This is a genomic window from Pedobacter sp. MR2016-19 (assembly GCF_014947265.1).
Lineage (GTDB): Bacteria > Bacteroidota > Bacteroidia > Sphingobacteriales > Sphingobacteriaceae > Pedobacter.
The window spans coordinates 49,747-73,729 of sequence record NZ_JADCNK010000025.1 but is presented as its reverse complement, the minus strand read 5'-3'; the positions used below and the strand labels follow the sequence as shown (position 1 = coordinate 73,729).

Below are 23,983 nucleotides of genomic sequence, written 5' to 3'. Positions count from 1 at the left end.
ATTCGCGGCATAACATTATCTTTGCCCCATGTCAACACAATTAAAAAATCTATCCGATTTCTCTCATACCACTGTTCCCAGCGGTGCAAACTATAAATTCGGGATTATTGTAGCCGAATGGAATGCTGAAATTACCGGTGCATTATACAATGGTGCATTAAAAACCTTGTTAGCAAATGGCGTTGCTGAAGAAAATATAATTTCTTTACCTGTACCCGGAAGTTTCGAATTAACAGGTGGTGCCGAAATTTTATTGAGCAAAAGAAGCGATATAGATGCCGTAATCTGTTTAGGCTGTGTGATACAGGGTGACACGAAACATTTCGATTTTATTTGCGATGCAGTAGCGCAAGGTGTAACCAATGTTGGCGTTAAATACAGTAAACCAGTTATTTTTGGGGTGCTAACCACCAATAATTTAGAGCAGGCGCAAGATCGTGCAGGCGGCAAGCATGGCAATAAAGGCGATGAAGCTGCAATTACCGCGATTAAAATGGCTGATTTTTCTGCACAGATTTAAACTTGCGTTTTAATAATTATTTGTAGCTTAGAGGTTTAAATTTATCCGATCAATGAAAAAAGTAGCCATCTTATTATTGGCGGTGTTCTGCACCATTACCATTTTAGAATCTTGTTCTTCTAAACTTTGTCCTGCCTATGGATCTTATCCAGAAAGTAAACGCAGAAATTAAGCCTCATATATCTACAATCTTCATATTCAGGTCATTTGCAGAACTTTATTTAAATGCAATTGTTATCCTGTAAAATAATATTTATCATATCATGACTTGGGTTAACTTAACTTCAATAGAACAGCTTGATGAAATCAAAAACGCAAGCGGTTTTAGCCTTATTTTTAAGCATAGCACGCGATGCTCCATTAGTTTAATGGCTAAAAAGAATTTCGAATTTGATTGGGATGTAATTCCGGCAGATACTAAACTTTACTTTTTAGACCTGATCAGTTACCGTGACATTTCGAACAAAATTGCTGAAATATTTCAGGTAGCCCACCAATCTCCACAGATTTTGTTGATTAAAAATGGTGATTGTGTATTAGAAGCTTCACATAGCGATATTTCTGCAGATGAAGTTGCAGAAGTGATCGCAGCTTAGACCATAAAAAATCTCTACAAAAAAAGGGTATTCATTAAATTGGATGCCCTTTTTTGTGGTTTAGTGTTTTTTTTCAGAAAAGCAATACCTGGTTTTTATCGGTTAGTATAGTCCTGCTGTACACTGTACCTTTTTGGCTACCCTTCGACTCCGCTCAGGGTGACAGCCAAAAAGCTGCCGTTCCCATCAGGTTTATTACCGTAGGGTCTGTGTAGGAAAATCACCAAACGTTCCTTCGGAACGAAAACGCCTATTCGTTTATATTACCTATGATACGTTCCGATGGAACGTATAACAATTACATAACAAACACCCTTACGTGCGCCGCCCCAGAGGGACGCATCATGGGTAGACAGGGTAACAACAAAAAAAGGTCCCGATTTACATCGCGACCTTCTAAAATTTATAATTGTTATAGCTTAAGCTACCACAGTATTTTCTATTTTCAACACCTTTGAAGTTTTATTTCTGGTTGCTTTACAAAGCGCTGCGTCCTCGGCAAGTGATTTTCCGTAAGTTGGGATCATCTCTTTAATTTTGGCCTGCCATTCTTCTGTGGCCAGATCTTCAGCAAAACAACGGTTTAACAAATCAAGCATGATCGATACGGCTGTTGAAGCACCCGGAGAAGCACCTAACAATGCGGCGATTGAACCATCGGCAGCACTTACCACCTCTGTACCAAACTCTAAAATACCACCTTGTTTTTCATCTTTTTTAATTACCTGAACGCGCTGTCCGGCATATTCCAATTCCCAATCTTTAAGTTCGGCAGTTGGTAAATATTCTTTTAGTGCTTCTAACCTATCTTCTGGTGATTGCCTTACCTGCTCAATTAAATATTTCGTTAAATCAAGGTTGTGCAATCCGGCAGAAATCATCGGGCGGATGTTATTGAATTTTATCGATTTTGGTAAATCTAAAAATGATCCGTTTTTAAGGAATTTAGTCGAAAAACCAGCATAAGGACCAAACAATAATGCTTGTTTACCATTAATCATCCTCGTATCTAAATGTGGAACCGACATTGGCGGTGCGCCAACCGCAGCCTTACCATATACCTTAGCGTGGTGTTTTTTAATAATCTCTTCGTTGGTACATTTTAACCATTGTCCGCTTACCGGGAAACCGCCAAAACCTTTTCCTTCAGGAATATCCGATTTTTCTAACAATGGCAAAGAACCACCACCTGCACCAATAAATACAAATTTAGCTACACATTTACGTTTATCGCCACTCTCCAAATCTTTAACCTTTACAATCCAGTTGCCGTCTTTATTTTTCTTCAGATCACGGATTTCGTGGTTAAAATACATGCTCACATTGCTTTGCTCCTTTAAGTTGTTGAACATGTCGCGGGTTAAGGTACCAAAGTTAACATCGGTTCCCAGATCCATCTTGGTTGCGGCAACTTTTTCGTTGCTCTTGCGGCCATCCATAATCAATGGTGCCCAGTTTTTTACCTGCTCAGCATCCTCCGTATATTGCATCTCGCTAAACAGATCGCATTGTGTTAATGCATCATAGCGTTTTTTAAGATATTCTACGTTCTTTTTGCCCCAAACAAAACTCATGTGGGGAATATTGCGGATAAAATTGCAAGGCTCAGAAACCAATCCTTTACTGACCAAGTAAGACCAAAACTGCTTAGATACCTCAAAATGCTCTGCAATCTGCACTGCTTTTTTAATTTCAACTGTACCGTCTTTCTTTTCGGGTGTATAGTTTAATTCACAAAAAGCAGAGTGACCCGTTCCGGCATTATTCCAGGCGTCAGAACTTTCTGCCGCCGCAATATCTAAACGTTCGTAAATTTCTATGCTTAAATTGGGCTCTAATTGTTTCAATAAAACACCCAGGGTTGCACTCATGATGCCAGCCCCTATTAAAATTACATCAGCGTCAGTTTTACCAACTGTCTTTTTCTTTTTTGTCATCTTAGTTTAAAGGAGTTACAAATTTAGAATGATTTTAAACATACCACGAATTTTAAAGCATTAAATCTTAAAAAATTGCCTAAAAATTAGAAATACTTTCTGTTTTTTGACAACTTCTAATCAAATTTTAATCCAAAACACAGTTCGAATACTAACAAGCAAAAAAAGACATTAGCCCCATATTAAAAGCGAATTATTAACTTGCTAATCGCGCCACTCATTCCTTTAAAATATTTACCATTTTATTTATAAATCACTAAAAAAAATTAAATTTCGACAACAAGTCCAGCCGTTTTACAGACGAAATGAAGAAGAATCTACAATTCTGATTTTTTTCCAGTCCTAAAATGTTAGTTTTATAAATCTATTTGCTTAAAACATACCCATGAAGAATTTAGTTTTATTTTGCACTGTCCTATTTTTAGCTGCCTGTTCTGGCGAAAAAACCGATCAGCTTTTGCTCGAACTCGACAAAAAGAAACTGGCCGAAAATATCAATTACGATAAGATCACTTTTTATAAGTTTGCTAAAATAGCTGTCCGTTCAACTGCTGTTCAGGATACTACTCAGCCCGAGTATCAAAAATTCAGCAAACAGGCGCAAAGTGTGGTTCGAACCTTAAATAAAGTGAACGGGCATGGAAATGAAAATATTTCTGTAATAGACGCCTTAAGATTATATAAAGAATATCGATCGGTTAAACAGTTTGTGAAAGAAACCGATGAAGATGTTTTCCCTCTCTTAACTGCTGGACTTATTGCCATGAATAACGGAGCAAGAACCCCTGTTCCCTTTTTTAAAGATTTTAACAAAGCCTACTATCAAAACATAGAACATGCCATTTTAAGTATGGCTGTATTAACTACAAGAGATTTAGGGCAGCCTTTTGCATTATACGAATGTGCTAAAACCCAGCCCGAGCTACTTGATGACAGCGAAATTAAGACCCTGCTCGAATTTGTCCGCGGCTTTTTATTTTTTGGTAATAACCTATTTTATCTTTCAGAAGATGGCCTTTCGAGAAATATTAAATGGCTCGATAAAAACGAGAAAATCCCCTTGCCCTACACCAAATCTTTTTTCAGCTGGGGCCGTTTAAGCGATGAGCAAACCCATGTTGCATTTCATAGCATGAATTATCTTTTTAGAGGTTTCGACCGGATGAGAATGGAGCGAAAAATTGATGAGGAAAGATCGCTTGAAGATTTTGAAGCATTTTTAAACGACATGAATAAACTGGGCATTCAAAATGAGCTGGTTTGGGGAATAACCGCTTACCTGAACTTAAAAAAAGAAAAACCAGAACAGTCGTTACCAGCGTTAGAAAAGTTAAGCAAAAGCCCATTATTCTCTAACAGCGAACGCGAAGCCCTACAACAAACTATAGTTTATGTAAAAGATCGCAAATCAGATAAGGCTTTAACAAATGTGTTCGACAAAGCATTTATCGGTAAAATTGCCACCAAATATATGATAGCACTCCTATCGAAGATAGATTGGGAAAAACTAATGAAACAGCAGGGTGTTCCTTATACCGAAGAAGTATTTGCCGGTATAGGCAAGTTTAAAGCACTTTCCAATTCGGTGAGTGAGTATACTCAGCCATCAACCATAGAAAAAGGCAAGAAAGAAATTGGCAAAAAAGGCAGCGAATTGCTCGAAAAAGCCAAAGGGTTATGGAATTAATTGCAATAGTAATGATAAGTTAAGATGATTCGTCATTCCCCAACCTAATTGGGAATCTTACTACATTATACATGTTTATAAGATTCCCGCATACGCGAGAATGACGAATACACTGGAAGCCTCCCCTATCATTTTTTAAGCTTCGCTTTAAATATTTTTTCCAGTTTCTCTATTTTGGGTTGGATCACTAACCTGCAATAAGGTTCGCTTCCATTTTTATTGAAATAATTCTGGTGATAATTTTCGGCAACATAAAATGGTTTGGCCGCTTCTATAGCAGTAACCACTTTTTTACCGTAAGCATTGGTTTTATTCAATTCTGCTTTATATTTTTCAGCCAAAGCTTTTTGCTCAGCCGTGTGGTAAAAAACAACTGAACGGTATTGCGTACCGCTATCAGCCCCCTGACGATTTAGTGTAGTCGGATCGTGGCTTTTCCAAAAAACTTCCAATAAATCATCGTAAGAAATCACCATTGGGTTATAGGTAATTTCTAAAACCTCAGCATGCCCTGTAGCACCGGTACATACTTCTTCGTAAGTCGGATTGGTTAAAGTACCACCTTCATAACCTGATTTAACCGAGACCACGCCTTTTAAACGTTGAAATATTGCTTCCGTACACCAAAAACAGCCCATTCCGAAAGTTGCTTTTTCGGTTTTTTTCCCCTGTGCCTGAGCTTGATTCAAAGCTAAAACCGATAATAGAATTAAAATTATTTTTCTCATTGTGTGTTTATTTGTTTCTATTCGTGATGAGGCTATCATGATTTTTTACTTGATTGTTGATATGGTTAATCATGATGGTTTCATTGTGTGTTTTTATTTATTAGTCGGAAATAATCCCTAAACCTTACAGCTAAATTGAATTATCTACATCTAATTATACGCAAAAAAACAAGCAGTAGTTTGCGTCAAACCAATAATGGGTTTTGTATGACAATCGCAACAATTTGCCGATTTCGTTGTTTATGTTAATAACTTAAAAATCTGATTAACAAAATTTTAAATCGCTAATCCATCAGTCAAACGCACTTATTAACAATTCTTTTTAAATTCGTATAACATTAAATATAAAATTATGTCTACACCGTATATTCCTTGTTTAGATTTAGGCTCTTACATCAATGGTACCGAAGAAGACCGTAAAAAGTTTTCTGATGAATTGGGCAGGGCTTTTAACGATTCGGGTTTTGTTACCATTACCAACCATGGTTTAAGCCAGGAATTAATTGATAAGCTTTATGAAAATATTAAAGCTGCCTTTTCACTACCTGTTGAAATCAAAAGGAAATATGAAAAACCAGAGTTAGCTGGTCAACGTGGTTACACCAGTGCTGGTAAAGAAACCGCCAAAGGTGCAAAAACACCAGACCTGAAAGAGTTCTGGCAAATTGGTCAGGAAGTTACTGACGGCGATCCGGTTAAAAATGAATATCCTGACAACGAAATTTTAGAGGAATTACCTGAATTTAACAAAGTAACTAGCGACATCTATAAAAAACTGGAAGAAAACGGAATGCATTTATTACGTGCCATTGCTACTTATCTGGAATTGCCAATCAATTATTTCGACAAACATGTCCATAATGGAAATTCAATTTTAAGGGGTATTCACTATTTCCCAATTGAAAATCCAGAAACGATTCCTGATGATGCGGTACGTGCCGGTGCGCATGAAGACATCAACCTGATTACCTTATTAATTGGCGCCAGTGCTGATGGCCTTGAAGTGTTAACCCGAAGCAACGAGTGGTTGCCAATTAAAGCACATCATACTGATATTGTGGTGAACGTGGGTGATATGTTACAGCGTTTAACCAATAATAAATTAAAATCGACGACGCACAGGGTGGTAAATCCGCCTCGTGAACTAATGAAAACATCCCGCTTCTCTGTTCCATTTTTCTTGCATCCACGCAGCGATATGGATTTAACCAGTTTACCATCAACTATTGATGCGGAACATCCTAAAGCTTATAGCGATATGACCGCGGGCGAATACCTGGATGAAAGATTAAGAGAAATTGGATTGAAGAAATAGTTTAGAGTCGTGAGTCCTCAGTCTTGAGTCTCCAGCGATTTGTAAAGAAAGATCAAAAGCATCGGCTAAAACCGGTGCTTTTTTGTTATTTTCAAAACATGCATTCAACAACTTTAGAAGTTTTCGCCGAAATTGATGGGATTGGTTCTGCCTCAGGCTTGTTCCTTCAGGAAGATTTACTGTATATCATTGGCGATAATAGTGGCTATTTGAACGAATATAACATCAAAACCAGGAAGCTGCGGAAAATTCAGATCCTATTTGATAACTCACTTAATCAGTTAGAAAACATACCTAAATCCTTAAAACCCGATTTCGAAATCCTTTGTCATCATGACAATAAGCTCTACATTTTAGGTTCTGGCTCAACCCCCAAAAGAAACCTGATGATCGAATTCGATCTGAAAACACAAAAGTTTGTTCAAAAAGACCTGACCAGTACCTACACCAAACTTAAAGCTATTGCCAAAATAGATGATCAGAACTTTAACCTCGAAGGGGCAATTTTTACGGGAACTGAGTGGATGCTTTTTAACCGTGGCAACGGAATAGAAGCAAAGAATGGCATATTCAAAACCCAGGAAGCAGATTTAGCTAAAATTCAACAAGCTCAGTTTAACTATTTTAAGCTTCCAAATATTGATCACGTTGAATCGTCTTTTACCGATGCTGCATTGGTAAAAAATGAGATATTTTTTATTGCTACCGCAGAAGATAGCCAATCGACTTATGCCGATGGCGAAATTATGGGAAGTTTTATTGGCAGTATTAACCTGCAGTCTTTAAAGCTAACTTTCAGCAATAAAATCTCTGGCAAACATAAATTTGAAGGCATTACTTTATTTAGTCAAACGGAGCATAGTACAACTTTTCTATTGTGTGAAGATCGTGATACCGAAGAACTTAAAACGGTTATTTATAAATTGGCAATCAATTTTTAGGCAGAAGAGTTGTCAACTTTAATGGCCAGTTTGCCAGAAAGTTGACAACTCTAAATTTTAATTTTTCAACAAACTCCTTACACTAACCTTTGGCGTTTCTCCAGCCGGCACAATAAAAATCGCATCGTTTTCGATTACCTGTCCTTCATCAAAATAGTATCCGGCTGTAACCGGAATAATGGCTGTGATTGATTTTCCGTCTTTGTCTTTTGTAGGATAGGTGACATTAATTAAATGGCTTTTCATGCTCACCTGAAACTTTTTGGAGGTTAACCTCGCCCCTGTGGCATTTACACAATCCAATTCTATTATTTTCGAACTATTTATACCCGACAGATCCAATGAATTGGCCAAACGGATGTTAAAAGATTTACCCGTATTGTTTTTTATAGAAGCTAAAACTTTATAGCGGTCGAAATCCTGGTCTTTTATGGTAAACTTTTCTTTATTGATAACAGAATAGGTTACGGCAATTCCGTTTACATTTACGGTTTCTCCATCTTTAATCTGCTGTGCACTTGCGATTGAAATCATTGCCAAAAAAGGCAATAAAAAAATTAATGTTTTAATTGATTTCATAGTATTAAGCTGTTTTTAGGTTTATATTCTGAAATTACGAATAAAAACAAACTTGATCAATGATTACAGGTAATTCTATTTCTTCGATTCGTCAATCGCCTTGTTTACCACATCTTGTATCCTACCCCTAATTTTCAGGTTAGAAAGTTTATCAGTAACGGTAGGATTAACCCGGTTCGACAGAAACACATATACCAAACCACGTGATGGATCTACCCACACACAGGTTCCGGTATAACCGGTATGACCATAAGTTTGTGGTGAAGCTAAATTAGATGGATAATGTTTGGTACTATCCGGATCCCAGCGATCGAAACCCAAACCCCTGCGACTCACATTTGATTGTTTCGAGGTAAACATATCTACTGTTGAGTTTTTAAAATACTCCACCCCACCATAGGTACCACGGTTCAACAGCATCTGGTAAATAATAGCCAGATCGTTAGCGCTGGCAAACAAACCCGCATGACCTGAAACACCACCAGCCAAAGCTGCCCCCTGATCGTGAACATAACCAACCAATAGTGTTTTTCTGAAATAGGTATCCATTTCTGTTGGAATAATCTGCTCTGGTTTAAAACGGTTGCGTGGCAAAAAACCTGCAGTTTGCATGCCTAGTGGTTTATAAAAATTTTCGTAAGTGTATTGATTTAAAGGCTCTTCGCTAATATGCTCTACAATATCTTTCATTACATACATACTGATATCGCTATACACATATTTACCACGTGTTCTTATTGGCGAATTGAGCATTTTAGGCCACATAAAATCTTTAAAAAAGCCTTTTTTGATATAATAGTTATCGGCTACTTTGGTTGGATAAGCTGCCGATGAATCTCTGCTGTAATCGCCTGTTTTAACATAATCGTGAAAAGGAATGTAAGGGATAAAACCGGCCTGGTGCAACATCACTTCCCGTACCTGAATATTGTTCATGGGTGTGGTGCGGGCCTTGGGGATATAAGCGCCAATGTTGGTATCTAATTTCAACTTTCCTTCTTCGAACAAACGCATAACCGCAGGTGTGGTTGCCGTTATTTTGGTTACAGAAGCCAGATCAAAAATATCGGTTACCTTATCAGGCACATTGGTATCGTAAGTATGGGTACCATAAGCCTTATTAAAGATCACTTTACCGTCTTTCGCTACCAAAACCACCAATCCTGGCGTTGCTTTCTGTGCGATCGCTTCGGCAGCAATAGCATCAATTTCTTTTAAATTGTTCGAATTCAAACCTGCATCTTCGGGTACAGTGTATTTTAAGCGTGTAGCTGTTGTAGTAAAACCAGAACCCGTAGTATAACGAGAAGAATAAGCAGTAGTTAACTTATTTGAAGCGGCAATGCCTCCAAAAATATATTGCGGCACAATGGCAGCTGCATCTGCATTGTTTTGACCGGTCCATACAACTGGCGATTTTAAGAGATCGAATGATTTTAAACCTGGTCCGTTACCAAAAAAAGAAATAATTACCTGTTTATTTTTACTGATACTGCTAATGAAATTAATGTATCTGGCTTTGTTTACATTTTGATCATCAATAGAAATTAAAATGGTATTGAAATATTTAAGGTCATCTTCTAAATCGTTCAAATTCAAGCTATCTTTATAAGAATCGGCAGAAAATGAAGTGATTTTATCGTATTTATTGGCCAAACTATCGAAAACGGCACTATATGCAAAACTAAGGCTGACCGAAGCAATATTCTTCTTCTCTAATGATTTTAAAGGAATAATTCCATCCTGGTTGTTTAACAGCACCGTTGCGTTAGAAATCGCATTGGCAACAGCCAGTTTTTTCTCATTCGCTGTATGATCCTGTGCGCAAGCCATTAAACATAAAACATTGCAGCAAAATGCTACAGACAGGATACACAATCTATTTCGCTTCATATACTTTTTCTCCGTTCAAATAGGTTTTTAAGACTTTGGTTTTTAATATGTTATGTGGTGTTGATTTTAAAATATCGTGATCGAGGATAACAAAATCGGCCAATTTCCCTTTCTCCAAACTTCCTTTTTCTTCTTCCTCAAAATTGGCTTTGGCGGCCCAAATGGTCATTCCGCGTAAGGCCTCTTCGGGTGTTAAGGCATTTTCCATCTGAAAGCCAGCTTTCGGGAAACCTTTTGCATCTGCTCTCACTGTTGCAGCATAAAACGTAAATAATGGATTAATGTTTTCAACCGGGAAATCGGTACCCAAAGGAATCCAACCATTTTGTTTTAATAATTGTTTGTAGGCATAAGCACTTTTTAACCTTTCGGCACCTAAACGCTGCCCAGCCCAATACATATCGGAAGTGGCATGTGTAGGTTGCACGGAAGGGATAATACTAGCTTTCCCGAACAGGTCAAAGTCTTTAGCATTAACTACCTGTGCGTGTTCGATGCGCCAGCGCTGATCATTTTTACCTTTTAAGATTTTATTGTAAATATTCAGGATTACCCGATTGGCCGAATCGCCAATGGCATGGGTACACATCTGGAAATGATTAGCAGCAATTTTTCTGGCTACTTCTTCAAAATGTTTCTGATCGCTTAATAAAAAACCTGTTTTGTCTGGCATATCGCTGTAAGGATGCAGCAGACAGGCACCACGCGAACCTAAAGCACCATCGGCATAAACTTTAAAAGCCCGAACATTTAACCGATCGGTTTTAATAGGCCCGCGGCTAAAAAGATATTTATAATTATCTGGCTCATCAGAAAGCATTACATAAAGCCTCATCTTCAGTTTGTTCTCTTTCTGCAGTTTTTCGATGAATTCTACAGCCAGGTAACTCAAGCCGCAATCATCAATGGTGGTTAAGCCAGCAGCGAAACAGTTTTTCTGTGCGTCGATAAATATCTTTTCAGCCAGTTTAGCATCTGGTGATGGGATTTTACGTTCTACCAGGGCTACAGCGTTATCAATTAACACACCAGTAAGCTTTCCATTTTCGGTAAGCATATCGCCACCTACCAATTTCTGTTCACTTTTAATTCCGGCATCATCCAACGCTTTTTGGTTGGCAATGGCTGCGTGCCCATCGATCCGGTTTAAAAATACCGGGCGATCCGGAAAAAGTGTGGTTAACTTTTCATTTGTTGGGAAAGCTTTATTGTCCCAATCGTTTTGATCCCAGCCATTGCCAATTAACCAGCCATCAGGATGCGTTTTGGCAAAATCAGATAAGCGCTTAAGCACTTCATCCCAGGATTTCGTTTCTCTTAAATCAGCTGTTTGCAAACTTTGTCCGTAGCCATAAAAATGGGCATGGGCATCTATAAAACCTGGATAAACAGCTTTACCCCCGGCATTAATCTCTTCTTTGCCAGCATATTTTGACTTGATATCATCACTCGTGCCAAGTTCCAGGATTTTACCATTTTTTACTGCGAATGCCTCAACCGTATCAAATTTACTGTTAACGGTATAAACTTTTGCATTATAAACAATTACATCAACCGCCTCTTTCCTGGTACAGGAAGTGAGTAGTATAACCAGAAAAAGACTGTATAAAATGGATTTCATATCGATAAAGATAGAAAATTGGAAGCATTTGACTTTGTAAATTCGATTTTACAGAAATGTCTATTGTCATGCTGAGGCACGAAACATCTGTAACCGTTCAGCACACTTGTTGAATTCTTACTGGCTAATTCAGTGACTATATTTATTCGGTAAAAGATTCTTCACTGCGTTCAGAATGACAGCCAAATCCGTGGCCTGTGTCTCCACAGACCACTTTCCTTTCTCTTAGCATTTCTTAAGGCTACTGTATTATTGATAATTTTTTTTTGCCACGGAGGCACAGAAAGCACGGAGAATATATCTTGAGTTAATTAAATACCAGTAAGCCTGGGGGAAAATTTTTCAGTAGTTCAGAACTCCAGGCCTACGTAAAATAAACCTGATGGGAACGGCACCTTTTTGGCTGTCACCCTGAGCGGAGTCGAAGGGGAGCCAAAAAGTATAGTGTACAGCAGGACTACCGGAACCGATTGACACAGGAACCTGCTTTTCAAAAAAATGCATAAAGAATTAATTCTTTCGTATTATTTATTTTTGCTATTCGTTTTTCAGCATGAAATAGAGATTTCTAAAAAAGCAATTTTTCATCACTTAAAGATCCTTCGACTCCGCTCAGGATGACAACCGCATTTTCAGAACGCCAGGCCTACGTAAAATAAACCTGATGGGAACGGCACCTTTTTGGCTGTCACCTTGAGCGGAGTCGAAGGGGAGCCAAAAAGTATAGTGTACAGCAGGACTACCAGAACCGATTGACACAGAACCCTGCTTTTCAAAAAAACAAAACCCCGGCAAGAATAACAAATTGTTCCTGACAAAGATTCTTCACTGCGTTCAGAATGACATATAGCAATTCAATCCTATTTACCAACAGTCATTTACATGTTGAGTTTTAAACAAATCAGGTTCCTTAAGCTTATTTTGCATAATTTAGCGAATTCACTTTGCCTTAATACATGACTGATATTATTCACTTATTGCCTGATGCTGTTGCCAATCAGATTGCTGCCGGAGAAGTTGTTCAACGACCTGCTTCTGCGGTAAAAGAATTGCTCGAAAATTCGATAGATGCCGGCGCGGATAAAATCCAACTGGTAATAAAAGATGCAGGTAAGGCATTGATTCAGATTATAGATAACGGCTGTGGAATGAGCGTTACCGATGCCAGAATGTGTTTCGAACGCCATGCCACTTCGAAGGTAAAAAAAGCCGAAGATTTATTTGCCATCCGCACCATGGGTTTCAGGGGCGAAGCCATGGCCTCTATTGCAGCAATTTCGCAGGTTGAAATGAAAACCCGCAGACATGAGGATGAAATTGGCACCTGTATCTCTATTGAAGGTGCGCAGGTAACCAATCAGGAACCGGTTGCCACCTCACCAGGAACGCAGATTTCGATTAAAAACTTATTTTTCAATACACCTGCCAGAAGGAATTTCCTTAAAAGTAATCCGGTGGAAATGCGCCATATCCTGGATGAATTTCAACGGGTAGCATTGGCGCACCCGGCTGTATTTTTTAGTCTGCACCACGATGGCACCGAGATTTTTAATCTGCCAAAAGGCAATTTAAAACAACGTATTGTCCATCTTTTTGGCAACAATTATAACGAACGTCTGGTTCCTGTTGAAGAGGAAACGACCATTATTAACCTCAAAGGATATATTGGTAAACCTGCTTTTGCAAAGAAAACCAGGGGCGAACAGTTCTTTTTTGTGAATAACCGTTTCATTAAAGATCCCTATTTAAACCACGCGGTAAGCTCTGCTTTTGAAGATTTATTACCGGACGACAGCTACCCGCTGTATGTTTTGTTTATTGAGATCGATCCATCGAAAATTGATGTAAACGTTCATCCTACTAAAACAGAGATTAAATACCTGGACGAAAAATCCATTTACGCGATCATGAAATCTGCGGTAAAACGTTCAATTGGCCGTTATAACATTTCGCCGACTTTAGATTTCGACCAGGAAACCGGTTTCAGTAATATGATTACCCATAAAGCGGTTGAAGATATTATACCACCAAGCATTAATTTCAATCCTGATTTTAATCCATTTACGAGTGATAGCAGTTCTACATCTGGTTATGCCTCATCACCAAGAAATTATGACGCAAAACCAAGTGCAAAAAACTGGGGTTCGCTTTATGATATAACTGAACAGCCAGTTGTAGAGCAGACCTCTATTTATGCTGATGAAACGGTTTTAGAAACCAAGCAGAAACAGTACATGCAATTGCACAACCGCTATATTGTTTCGCAGATTAAGTCGGGCTTAATGGTAATCGACCAACAAATGGCACATGAGCGGATCCTTTATGAGCGTTTTCTCGTACATCTGGATGACCGCAAAGGTGCATCGCAGCAGAGTTTATTTCCACAAACCATTACGCTAAATGCCAACGATTTCGAATTGGCAAAAAGTTTACTGGACGATATAAAAAGTTTGGGCTTTGATGTACGGGAATTTGGAAAAAATACGTTGGTAGTAGAGGGTGTTCCGGTTGATCTGGGCAGCAGCAACATTAACGAAACACAATTATTTGAACAATTGATTGAGGGCTTTAAAAACTCGCAACAGGAATTAAAATTAAGTAAACGTGATAGCCTCGCGAGAAGCCTGGCTAAAAACAGTGCAATAAAAGCGGGAACAAGCCTTGGCCAGGAGGAAATGAATACGTTGATTGATGAGCTTTTCGCCTGTAAAACACCTAACTTTAGCGTGAGTGGCAAACCGATTATCCAAACCATTACCTTAGCAGAGCTGGATAAGAAGTTCGAGAAATAGACTAAAGACCAAAGCTGAAAGACTAAAGAAAAAAAGTCGGGTACCAGGGATTGGGAATCCGAAGATTGAAGTGCATAGCAAAACTAGAAGCCAAAGAGAAATACAAAACAGTTAACCGATTAACCAGTTTAAACAATTAACCAGTTAACCCCTTTTAAAATTAAATGAACAAGATATATATTCCACCAGTAGTAAAAAACCTACTGATTATTAACATCTTATTTTTTGCAGCAACTTACTTGCTCACAAACCTTCACCTTGATGACCTGTTAGCGGTATATTATTTCGATTCTCCAAAGTTTGAGCTATGGCAGCCTATAAGTTATATGTTTATGCATGGTAACCTGGCGCATATTTTTTTCAATATGTTTGCGCTTTACAGCTTTGGAAGCATACTGGAACAGCGTTGGGGAGCCAAAAAATTTTTAATATTTTATTTCATAACCGGTTTGGGTGCTTTGTTTCTACAATGGGCTGTACAAGCTTATGAGGTTCATCAAATATTAGGAACGTTTACAGCAGGGGACAAACTAAGTTTGAGCGACTTATATAATGCAACAGATGCTTCACCAGCCAAAGTTAAAACACTATTCGGAATATATTTCGGTGGAATGCTTGGTGCATCGGGTGCAATTTTCGGCTTGTTAGTTGCTTTTGGCATGCTTTATCCAAATGCAGAATTACTAATTATGTTTATTCCGGTTCCGGTGAAAGCAAAATATATTATACCATTTTATATTTTAGTAGAGTTATCTTTGGGTGTTGCCCAGTTTGAAGGCGATTCTGTTGCACATTATGCTCACCTTGGTGGTGCTTTAATCGGCTTTATACTTGTTAAAATATGGAAAGATAAGAACGATACATTTTATACGCTCTATGAATAATACTTTTAAAGATTTAAAATACAAGGTTTTTCAATCGGGCAATCCATTATTCTTCTACATTGGGATTAATGTAATGCTATTTTTATTGATCGCCATTGTTGGCGTATTTAGCAAGCTAAGCGGCCATGGTAATATTATCGATTTATTCGTAAGCGATTATTTAGGTTTACCAGCCAGCATTTCGAAACTACCTGAGCGCTTTTATACCCTGTTTACCTACATGTTTATTCATGACGGGATTCTTCACATCCTGTTTAATATGCTCGGCTTATTTTGGTTCGGCAATATATTCATGAATTTTTTAAAAAGCCGTCAGTTTCATTTTGTGTACCTGGCAGGTGGTCTTTTTGGTGGTTTGTTTGCCGTTGCTGCATTAAATATATTCCCGCTTTATGCCAGCGGCCTGGCCGGCGTAACCATTGTTGGCGCATCAGCCGCAGTAATGGCTATCATTTTTGCTTCTGCAACGCTGGTACCGAATTACACCATTATGTTACTTTTCTTTGGTGAGGTTAAAATTAAATGGATTGCCATTATCTATTTTGTGCTCGATTTTATTGCGATCGGCTCCGTAAATGCAGGTGGAAGTTTAGCGCATATTGGTGGTGCACTTTTAGGTTTTACCTTCATTAAAAGTTTGCAAAACGGAAGGGACTGGAGCAAGCTCTTTGAGCGTAAGCCAAAATTAAAAGTGGTTCGGAATGAAAAACCTGTTAAAAAACCCGAATTCAAAGGTGGCGTTTCTCAACAGGAAATAGATACCATTTTAGACAAAATATCGACTTCAGGGTACGATAAATTAACAGCGGTAGAAAAAGAAAAACTATTTAAGGCAAGTAAAGATTAATGGCCACGAACAAGAAGAAATATAGTTTCCTGGATAAACTCCTCTTGCCTGTTGCCATTATGTTGGCAATCGCTTTACTATTGGGGGTCCTTGCCGGAAATATGGACCCAAGAAAACATGCCATTATTGCTTTTTTTGGTCTTGCCTATCCTTTCGTTTTATTCGTTAACATTATCTTCCTCGTTTGGTGGTTTTTAAGCAAAAAATGGATTTTTGCCATCACAACTATTATCATTATTGCGCTCGGTGCTAAAACTTTAAAAGCCACCTTTGCCATTGGTGGCAATGAGGGAGGCACTGAAAAAGCAGAGAATAGCATCAGAATGATGACTTACAACGTGCATAGCTTTAAACTATACGGCGAAGACAATACTGAATCTGTAAAAGAAAAAATGCTTCAGGTGGTGAAAGATCAAAACCCTGATATTATTTGCTTTCAAGAATTTTTTACCCGTTACAAAGGTGCTTTTGATACCGTTGACAGCCTTAAAGCACTGTTAAATACAAAATATTACTACTTTGTACCTACTAATAAAAATGATTACGAAGCAACCGGCTTAGCTATATTTTCTAAATTCCCGATTAACAATTCGGGTAAAATCCCTTTTGTTGAAGGTCTCTCCAATAACATGAGTATTTATGCCGATTTAAACATTAAAGGAAAAACATTAAGGGTTTACAATGTGCATTTTCAATCTATTTCTTTTGAAAAACAGGATTACGAATACCTGGATAAGGTGAAAGAAATGAATACCGAACTGCAACCATCCAAACGGATTTTAAGAATGCTGAAAAGTGCCTTTTTGAAACGCAGCGGTCAGGTAGATATTATGAAAAAGGAAATGGCCACCTGCAAAACACCTTACCTTATTGCGGGCGATTTTAACGATACGCCGGCATCTTACGTGGTTACCCAAATTACAGCCGGATTAAACAATAGTTTTATTAAAAAGGGCAACGGTTTTGGTAAAACCTATAATGGCAAATTTCCTAATTTCCAGATTGATTATATTGCCACTTCTAAAGAACTTGAGGTATTAAATTACAAAATTACCCAGGCTAAATTATCCGACCACTTTCCGGTGCGCAGCGATTTGAGGTTTATTCCCTAAGGTTTAATTACGATCTTATGGTGCGTGAAGACACGAACCATGGCGATGGAAAAAATCACGCTTTCGATGGTAGTTTAATAATCTTTCATTTGGAGCGCAATCTCTGTGCAAAACAAGAAGTTTCTTCCCGTTTTCCGTTTTTACGCTTCGCTTCCTCGTGCCTCGTTGCTGCAGGGTAACACTTCAACCGGGGCTATGTGGGCAAAACAGCACTTCATTTCTGCGGTTGCAGGATGCAGAACACTTGTTCCTAAACCTGACTGAGCGGAATAGCCCGCAGCGCAGCGAGGACTATAAGCGAAAGCGGGGCTGTAAACTGCCAGGAACCACAAGCCACTCATTTCCTAATTCTATTTTGGTCGGTGAGACGCCAACCTATAGGATAAAAGCTTAATTACGATCTTATGGTGCGTGAGGACACGAACCATGGCGATGGAAAAAATCACGCTTTCGATGGTAGTTTAATAATCTTTCATTTGGAGCGCAATCCCTGTGCAAAACAAGAAGTTTCTTCCCGTTTTTCGTTTTTACGCTTCGCTTCCTCGTGCCTCGTCGCTGCAGGGTAACACTTTAACCGGGGCTAGGTGGGCAAAACAGCATTTCATTTTAGGGGTTGCAGGGTGCAGAACCCATGTTCATAAACCTGACAGCAGCGACAGCCTCCGATTTTTTCTATCGGAGCTATAGCGAATGGCAGGGCTGAAAACCTCCAAGAACCACAAGCCATTCATTTCCTAATTTTAATTAAACTCTTTCATAATTTGTCATTCTGAATTATTCCATTTCGGTCGGTGAGACACCAACCGATAGAAAAAAATAAGCAATATGTAAGCTTAATGCAAATGACGATCAAATCACTGGCTATTTTATTTTCTTACCATACATCAACAATAGGTTTGTTCCTTATTTCCATCTTTGCTTCATAAAATTTAAAAAAAATCTTCAAAAATATGAGCTTAATAGATGCACTGAACTGGCGTTATGCCGTTAAGAAAATGAACGGTCAACCTGTTGAACAGGAAAAAGTTGATAAAATTATTGCAGCAGCACATTTGGCGCCTACATCATCTGGTTTACAGCCTTTTAAATTAATTGTGGTAACCAACCAGGAATTAAAAGAGAAAATTGCGCCGATTGCTTTTAACCAATCGCAAGTAATCGATTCTTCTCACTTATTGATTTTCGCAGCAAACGAAAACTATACAGAAGAAGGTATAGATGCCGTTTTTAACAGAATGAATGCAGAGCGTGGCTTACCACTGGATACTACAGATGCTTACAAAGCACAACTTAAAGGCATGATTTTATCCAGAACGGCGGAAGAAAACTTCAACCATGCAGCCCGTCAGGCTTATATTGCTTTCGGTATTGCTATTGCAGAAGCAGCTGTATTAAAAGTTGATGCTACGCCAATGGAAGGTTTTAACGGCCCTGCCTTAGATGAACTTTTAGGCTTAGATAAAAAAGGCTTAAAAAGTGTTACCCTATTGCCATTAGGAAACAGGGATGAAGCCGGCGATTGGTTGGTAAATCTTAAAAAAGTACGTTCACCTAAAGAGGAATTCCTGATCGAGTTTAAATAACAGGCAAACACCATTATATTTAAAACAAGCCGCTTTTAGCGGCTTGTTTTGTTTTAGCAGAGTTAGTTTGGCGTTGGGAGTTTGGCGTTTGGAGTCGATTAACCGGTTTAAACAATTAACCTAAAAAGCACTCCACATGTAGATCCTGAACAAATCCGATAGCTATCGGATCAGGATGACGATTAACATAGAAATTTTTGTAAAAAAATGTTAAACCTCATTACATTTTATGTGCTCTATTTATAATTGGATATATTTACGGGCTAGCATTTAATATCCAATCCATGAAGATTTTTAGATTATCGTTTATTATACTGTCACTTTTATCAACATTCAGTTTTTCTTCTTCGGCCCAAACCGATACCATTAGCATAAACAGTATCATTACCAAAACCAACAAGGTATTAAGCGATTATCCTGCTGAAAAGATCTATCTTCATTTCGATAAGCCTTATTACGCTGTTGCCGATACGGTTTGGTTTAAAGCCTACGTTACCGAAAACCAGAATTTCTTATCTGCAATCAGTAAGATCATTTATGTAGACGTAATCAATCAGAAAGACTCACTTATCCAAACCCTAAAATTACCCATTACCGGTGGTTTTGCTTATGGCAGTTTCCCATTAGATCAGATTAACTATAAACAAGGAAATTACCACATCAGGGCTTATACGCTATGGATGCTCAACAGTGAAGATCCTGCTTATTTTAACAAGACCTTTTATGTAGGCGAAGCAATTGATAAGGAGGTAAAAACCCATATCACTTATAAAAATACCTCTACAGATAAATTAGAAAAAATTGATGCACGTGTACAATTTAAAGATGCCAATAACAAACCTTACGCCAATAAAAATGTAAGCTGGCAGGTGGTTACCAGTTTTACAGTTATTGCCAAAGGCAGGGGTACAACAGATGCGAACGGTTATTTAACCATCGCAATGAGCAATGCACAGAAGGCGGAATATCAATTACAAAAAGGCGAACTGATTACCAGCATTAATACCACCGATAAAGATGTGGCGAGCAATAGCTTTCAACTTAAAAACGCCATAGTAAGTAAAGATTTTCAGTTCTTCCCAGAGGGAGGAAGTCTGATTGCAGGTTTAACTACCAAAGTGGCATTTAAAGCGATTAAGAGTGATGGTTTGGGCGTCAGTTCAAAAGGTACAGTTACCGATAATGATGGCAAAACAGTAGCAACATTTACTGCCCAACATTTAGGAATGGGCAGTTTTAACTTACTGGCCGAAGCCGGAAAAACGTACAAAGCAGCTGTTACCTATGCAGATGGAACCGCTCAAAATTATAACTTACCGGCAGTTGCTGCAAATGGTGTTTCTGTAAATATAGATAACAGCAGTGCAGATAATATAGCCATCAAAATTTCGGCTAATGATGCCTTCTTTGAACAGAATCAGGGTAAAAAGCTTTATTTAATAGCACAGAGCAAAGGCGTGATTTGTTATGGTGCGCAAACAGCCTTATCAAACAAAGAATACAATACCACTGTGCTTAAATCTAAATTCCCGAATGGAATTGCACAATTTACCCTGTTTAACGAATTTGGTAAACCACTTAGCGAACGTTTGGTTTTTGTACAGCACAAAAATACCATGGCGGTAACGCTAACCAGTGCTGCAACGACTTATGGAATCAAGAAAAAGGTTAAGATAAATGTTGCTGCTAAAAAAGATGGCGCTCCTGTTGAAGGAAACTTCTCGGTGGCTGTTGTAGATGAAACCAAAGTTCCATCTAGTGAGGATGCAACCAGTACGATATTAACTGGCCTGTTGTTAAGCAGCGATGTTAAAGGTTACATTGAAAAAGCAAATTATTACTTTAATGCACCTGACGCAAAGAAAAATGCAGATTTAGATGTATTGCTCCTTACCCAGGGATACCGCAGTTTTAAATATACCGATATCATCGCCAATAAATTGCCAAAAATTGATTTCTTACCGGAGCAAGGCATTGAAATTTCAGGTATTTTGCGTCAAAACAATGGTATTCCGGTTAGAAAAGGAGCCTTATTATTAACCATACCTGATAAACGTTTCAATCTGGAAAGCACAACAGATCCTGTTGGGAATTTTAAATTCCAAAACCTGGTATTTAACGACTCCTCTAAAGTGACCATTACCGCTAAGTATAATGTAAACTATAAAAACATGACCTTAAGCTTAAATGGTGCACCGGTACCTACTCTAACCAGAAACTTTAGTGCAGCCGAAGAGGTTTTAAATATTGATAGCGCTTTAACCAGTTATTTAGATAACAGCAAAAGACAATACGCTTATTTACATACCCTAAAAGATGTAAATATTAAAGCCACAGTAGTTCCGAAAGTAAGTCATAAGGATTACCCCGCACTAAGCGGACTAAGCCAAATGGCCGATCATGAAGTTAGTGGAGACCGGTTTAAAGGCTGTGGTTTATTAATTAACTGTTTACAGGGTATGCTGGCAGGGGTTACCTTTGCCGATAATAACTTTTACGTAACCCGCGATTACAACCAGGGTAAAAAAATCCCTATGGGTATTTTCATCAATGGTATGAATGTGGATGTAAACCAGATCAATACTATAGATGTCAACCAGCTCGAATCGGTAGAAGTATTTTTAAGAGACGATTTAGGTTTGGTGAACCGTGCCAATAATATAAACGGTGTAATTGTATTTAACCAGAAAAAAGCACCTAAAGGCACCAAGATTACGAAAGCCCAATTAATGGATATGCTTCCTAAGTATTATGAACTTACATTCTCGCCACAGGGTTATAACAAAGAAAAACAGTTTTACTCACCTAAATATGACGTTCCTGCCAGCATGAACCGAAACGATTTAAGGACCACCATTTACTGGAACCCTAAAGTAGTTACCGATGCAACGGGTAATGCTTCTTTTGAATATTATAACGCTGATGGAAGAGGACAGTACAAAGTAATTATTGAAGGTATAGATGCCAATGGAAATTTAGGAAGAGCGGTGTTTAAATATCTCGTAAAATAGAATATAGGCAAATGGTTCATAGTCTGATAGTCAATGGTTAATAACCCTAAATGAAAAATGTAAGATGGATGATGGAATTGGCTTCTCGCCCCTCATCCATCTCACATCTCAAATCTCAATTTCACATCTTACTTCACTTCAAAAGGCAGCTTCTCCCCTTTCAACCCGGCAACGATATTCTGCACAATAATCTGCGCCATGGCTGCTCTGGTTTCTTCGGTGGCCGAGCCGATATGTGGTAAAACGGCAACGTTTTCCATAGCCAGCAAAGGATTGTTTTTATCCATTGGTTCCGGGTTGGTTACATCCAAACCTGCACCCCATATCATTTTCTCATCTAAGGCCTTAATTAGATCCTTTTCATTGTGAATACCTCCCCTGGCTGTATTAATGAAAATCGAATTGGGTTTCATCTGCTTAAAAACATTGAGCGTAAATTTATCTTTGGTTTCTGGTGTTAAGGCGGTGTGTACGGATAACACATCACTTTGTGCTAAAAGTTCTTCAAAAGACACATATTTTGCACCGATTTCTCTTTCGGCTTCTTCGTTACGCGATCGGTTGTGGTAAATCACCTCCATCTGGTAGGCTGCAGCACATTTTTTGGCCATTTCTAAACCAATTTTGCCCAGGCCAAAAACACCGAGGGTTTTGCCATTTACTTCAATTCCTAGTTCTGGTGAAGGCTCGTAGTTTTTCCATTCGCCTTGAATGATTTTTTTGTGTGAGAAAAAAGCCTTTCGTGATACAGCGAGCATCAATAAAAAAGCAGTATCAGCAGTTGCTGCACTCAAAACTCCGGGTGTATTACCAATTGGAATATTTAATTTTTTAGCTTCAGCCACATCAACCTGATCGTAACCTACAGAGTGTAGTGCGATCACCTTTAAATGGCTACAGGCATTTAAAAATGCAGCATTAAGCTTATTGGGGCCAACGCTAATCAAGCCATCCTGTCCCTGGCAGGCTTCAATCAGTTCTTCGGCAGTAATCTGCCTGTTTTCTTTCCACTGGGTGATGGAGATATTGTTTTCTTCCAGTTCTTTTATTCCAACCGGAGTAATGTTGCCGCTTATAAATACTTTCATATTAATTTAACAGTAAATCTGAACAGGAGTTTTGCTTAATGTTTACTTTACAGTAGCCGTGAGTACCTGATAGGTATTTGCGCTGAAATAACCCAATGCATTATTCGAAAGATTTGATGTGGGGTTGGCCGGCGTGGTACCCTGGTTAGGCCCGCGGTCTGCTTGCTGGCTAAGTGCATACCAATAATTAAAAATATTACTGTCAACACATTCCATTTCAACCCTAACCTTATCATTGGTGTTCAGCTCGTCGCTGTCGTGATCGTTATTGGGTTTAAAAAAGAGCTGAATCCGCAAATCATTACCATTGGTTAGCCTGTCGTTACTAGCATAATAGCGTCGCGACAAAACATCGTTTACATACAGGTTAAAATGGTAGAAATTTACTTCATTAACCGGATCTTTAAAAAAGACTGCCGCTGTTTTACGTTCACGGCCAAAAAAGGTGTTATTAATGATCCCAATTGAATCCATTTTAACCACATTAGGCATTTTAGAACTGGCGGTATAGTTTTGTCCTTCAACAGTCGCATTTAAATTATAGGTAACACCTGGCTCACCCTTCATGCGACTAACATAAGTACCCTGCTTAGTTCCTTCTTTGAATACAAAGGTATTTCCCTTGCTATCGGTAACGGTAACCGTGGCACCCGAAATTTTAGGGAAAACATTTTCCTCGGTATAACCTATCGTTTTGCTGATTTTAATTTCCTGGTCCATCAACTGGTTATTAATGATCCCTTCAATTACTAACTGTGGGTCGGCATTCTCCGTATCGATGGAAATAATTTTCTTGCATGAAGCGAGGCACAAGGTAAATAGGACAAAATATATGGTCAGTTTTTTCAT

The 23,983-nt window shown here is 38.4% G+C and carries 18 protein-coding genes; 11 read left to right on the top strand and 7 right to left on the bottom strand.

The annotated features are described in order from the left end of the window. Positions 1–28 precede the first annotated feature (28 nt). Entirely contained in the window at positions 29–520 is a 492-nt protein-coding gene (ribH, locus tag IM793_RS22225; protein WP_193425221.1) for a 6,7-dimethyl-8-ribityllumazine synthase, read from the top strand. Positions 521–783: 263 nt separating this feature from the next. Beyond that, complete coding sequence (gene ytxJ / locus IM793_RS22220) at positions 784–1,116, top strand: bacillithiol system redox-active protein YtxJ (RefSeq protein WP_138818449.1); 333 nt, start codon at positions 784–786, stop codon at positions 1,114–1,116. A gap of 419 nt (positions 1,117–1,535) precedes the next feature. Here ytxJ and IM793_RS22215 read toward each other — a convergent pair whose 3' ends face one another. Further along, positions 1,536–3,053: a malate:quinone oxidoreductase gene (locus IM793_RS22215; protein WP_193425218.1), complete on the bottom strand. Its 1,518-nt coding sequence runs from the start codon at positions 3,051–3,053 to the stop codon at positions 1,536–1,538. A 385-nt stretch (positions 3,054–3,438) separates the two neighbouring features. Between IM793_RS22215 and IM793_RS22210 the strand changes: the two genes are divergently transcribed. After that, positions 3,439–4,740 carry a short-chain dehydrogenase gene (locus IM793_RS22210; protein ID WP_193425216.1) on the top strand — a complete coding sequence of 434 codons (1,302 nt, stop codon included), beginning with the start codon at positions 3,439–3,441 and terminating at the stop codon, positions 4,738–4,740. 128 nt (positions 4,741–4,868) lie between these two features. On the opposite strand, the gene msrA is transcribed toward IM793_RS22210, so the two are convergent. Beyond that, on the bottom strand, positions 4,869–5,468 hold the full coding sequence (gene msrA / locus IM793_RS22205; RefSeq protein WP_193425213.1) for a peptide-methionine (S)-S-oxide reductase MsrA: 600 nt from the start codon (positions 5,466–5,468) through the stop codon (positions 4,869–4,871). Between the two features lie 352 nt (positions 5,469–5,820). On the opposite strand from msrA, the gene IM793_RS22200 reads away from it, so the two are divergent. Together IM793_RS22200 and IM793_RS22195 are read left to right on the top strand one after the other, a co-directional pair. Further along, positions 5,821–6,783 (top strand): isopenicillin N synthase family oxygenase, encoded by a 963-nt coding sequence (locus tag IM793_RS22200; RefSeq protein ID WP_193425211.1) that lies wholly within the window; start codon positions 5,821–5,823, stop codon positions 6,781–6,783. Between the two features lie 98 nt (positions 6,784–6,881). Further along, positions 6,882–7,724, top strand: coding sequence for a hypothetical protein (locus tag IM793_RS22195; RefSeq protein WP_193425208.1), 843 nt, complete (start codon positions 6,882–6,884; stop codon positions 7,722–7,724). 57 nt (positions 7,725–7,781) lie between these two features. Here the strand turns inward: IM793_RS22195 and IM793_RS22190 are convergent, their stop codons facing one another. The 3 genes from IM793_RS22190 to IM793_RS22180 form a co-directional block, all read right to left on the bottom strand. After that, positions 7,782–8,303 (bottom strand): hypothetical protein, encoded by a 522-nt coding sequence (locus IM793_RS22190; protein ID WP_193425205.1) that lies wholly within the window; start codon positions 8,301–8,303, stop codon positions 7,782–7,784. A 75-nt stretch (positions 8,304–8,378) separates the two neighbouring features. Next, complete coding sequence (locus IM793_RS22185; RefSeq protein ID WP_227256351.1) at positions 8,379–10,136, bottom strand: serine hydrolase; 1,758 nt, start codon at positions 10,134–10,136, stop codon at positions 8,379–8,381. A gap of 46 nt (positions 10,137–10,182) precedes the next feature. Then, positions 10,183–11,817 (bottom strand): amidohydrolase, encoded by a 1,635-nt coding sequence (locus IM793_RS22180; RefSeq protein WP_193425200.1) that lies wholly within the window; start codon positions 11,815–11,817, stop codon positions 10,183–10,185. Positions 11,818–12,773: 956 nt separating this feature from the next. On the opposite strand from IM793_RS22180, the gene mutL reads away from it, so the two are divergent. The 6 genes from mutL (at position 12,774) to IM793_RS22150 (ending at position 22,046) form a co-directional block, all read left to right on the top strand. Continuing rightward, positions 12,774–14,609 (top strand): DNA mismatch repair endonuclease MutL, encoded by a 1,836-nt coding sequence (gene mutL, locus IM793_RS22175; protein ID WP_193425198.1) that lies wholly within the window; start codon positions 12,774–12,776, stop codon positions 14,607–14,609. Between the two features lie 164 nt (positions 14,610–14,773). Next, positions 14,774–15,493 carry a rhomboid family intramembrane serine protease gene (locus tag IM793_RS22170; protein ID WP_193425195.1) on the top strand — a complete coding sequence of 240 codons (720 nt, stop codon included), beginning with the start codon at positions 14,774–14,776 and terminating at the stop codon, positions 15,491–15,493. After that, complete coding sequence (locus IM793_RS22165; protein WP_193425194.1) at positions 15,486–16,340, top strand: rhomboid family intramembrane serine protease; 855 nt, start codon at positions 15,486–15,488, stop codon at positions 16,338–16,340. Before IM793_RS22170 ends, IM793_RS22165 begins: the two co-directional genes overlap by 8 nt. Next, the gene (locus IM793_RS22160) at positions 16,340–17,452 is read left to right on the top strand and encodes an endonuclease/exonuclease/phosphatase family protein (RefSeq protein ID WP_193425191.1); all 1,113 of its coding nucleotides are present in this window, start codon (positions 16,340–16,342) and stop codon (positions 17,450–17,452) included. The genes IM793_RS22165 and IM793_RS22160 overlap by 1 nt, the downstream gene beginning before the upstream one ends. A gap of 950 nt (positions 17,453–18,402) precedes the next feature. After that, positions 18,403–19,035, top strand: a complete 633-nt coding sequence (locus tag IM793_RS22155; protein ID WP_121283905.1) for a nitroreductase family protein — start codon at positions 18,403–18,405, stop codon at positions 19,033–19,035. A 284-nt stretch (positions 19,036–19,319) separates the two neighbouring features. Beyond that, the gene (locus IM793_RS22150; protein ID WP_227256350.1) at positions 19,320–22,046 is read left to right on the top strand and encodes a carboxypeptidase regulatory-like domain-containing protein; all 2,727 of its coding nucleotides are present in this window, start codon (positions 19,320–19,322) and stop codon (positions 22,044–22,046) included. A gap of 128 nt (positions 22,047–22,174) precedes the next feature. On the opposite strand, the gene IM793_RS22145 is transcribed toward IM793_RS22150, so the two are convergent. Further along, positions 22,175–23,134 carry a D-glycerate dehydrogenase gene (locus tag IM793_RS22145; RefSeq protein ID WP_193425189.1) on the bottom strand — a complete coding sequence of 320 codons (960 nt, stop codon included), beginning with the start codon at positions 23,132–23,134 and terminating at the stop codon, positions 22,175–22,177. A 42-nt stretch (positions 23,135–23,176) separates the two neighbouring features. Then, positions 23,177–23,983 carry a DUF4249 domain-containing protein gene (locus tag IM793_RS22140; protein WP_193425187.1) on the bottom strand — a complete coding sequence of 269 codons (807 nt, stop codon included), beginning with the start codon at positions 23,981–23,983 and terminating at the stop codon, positions 23,177–23,179.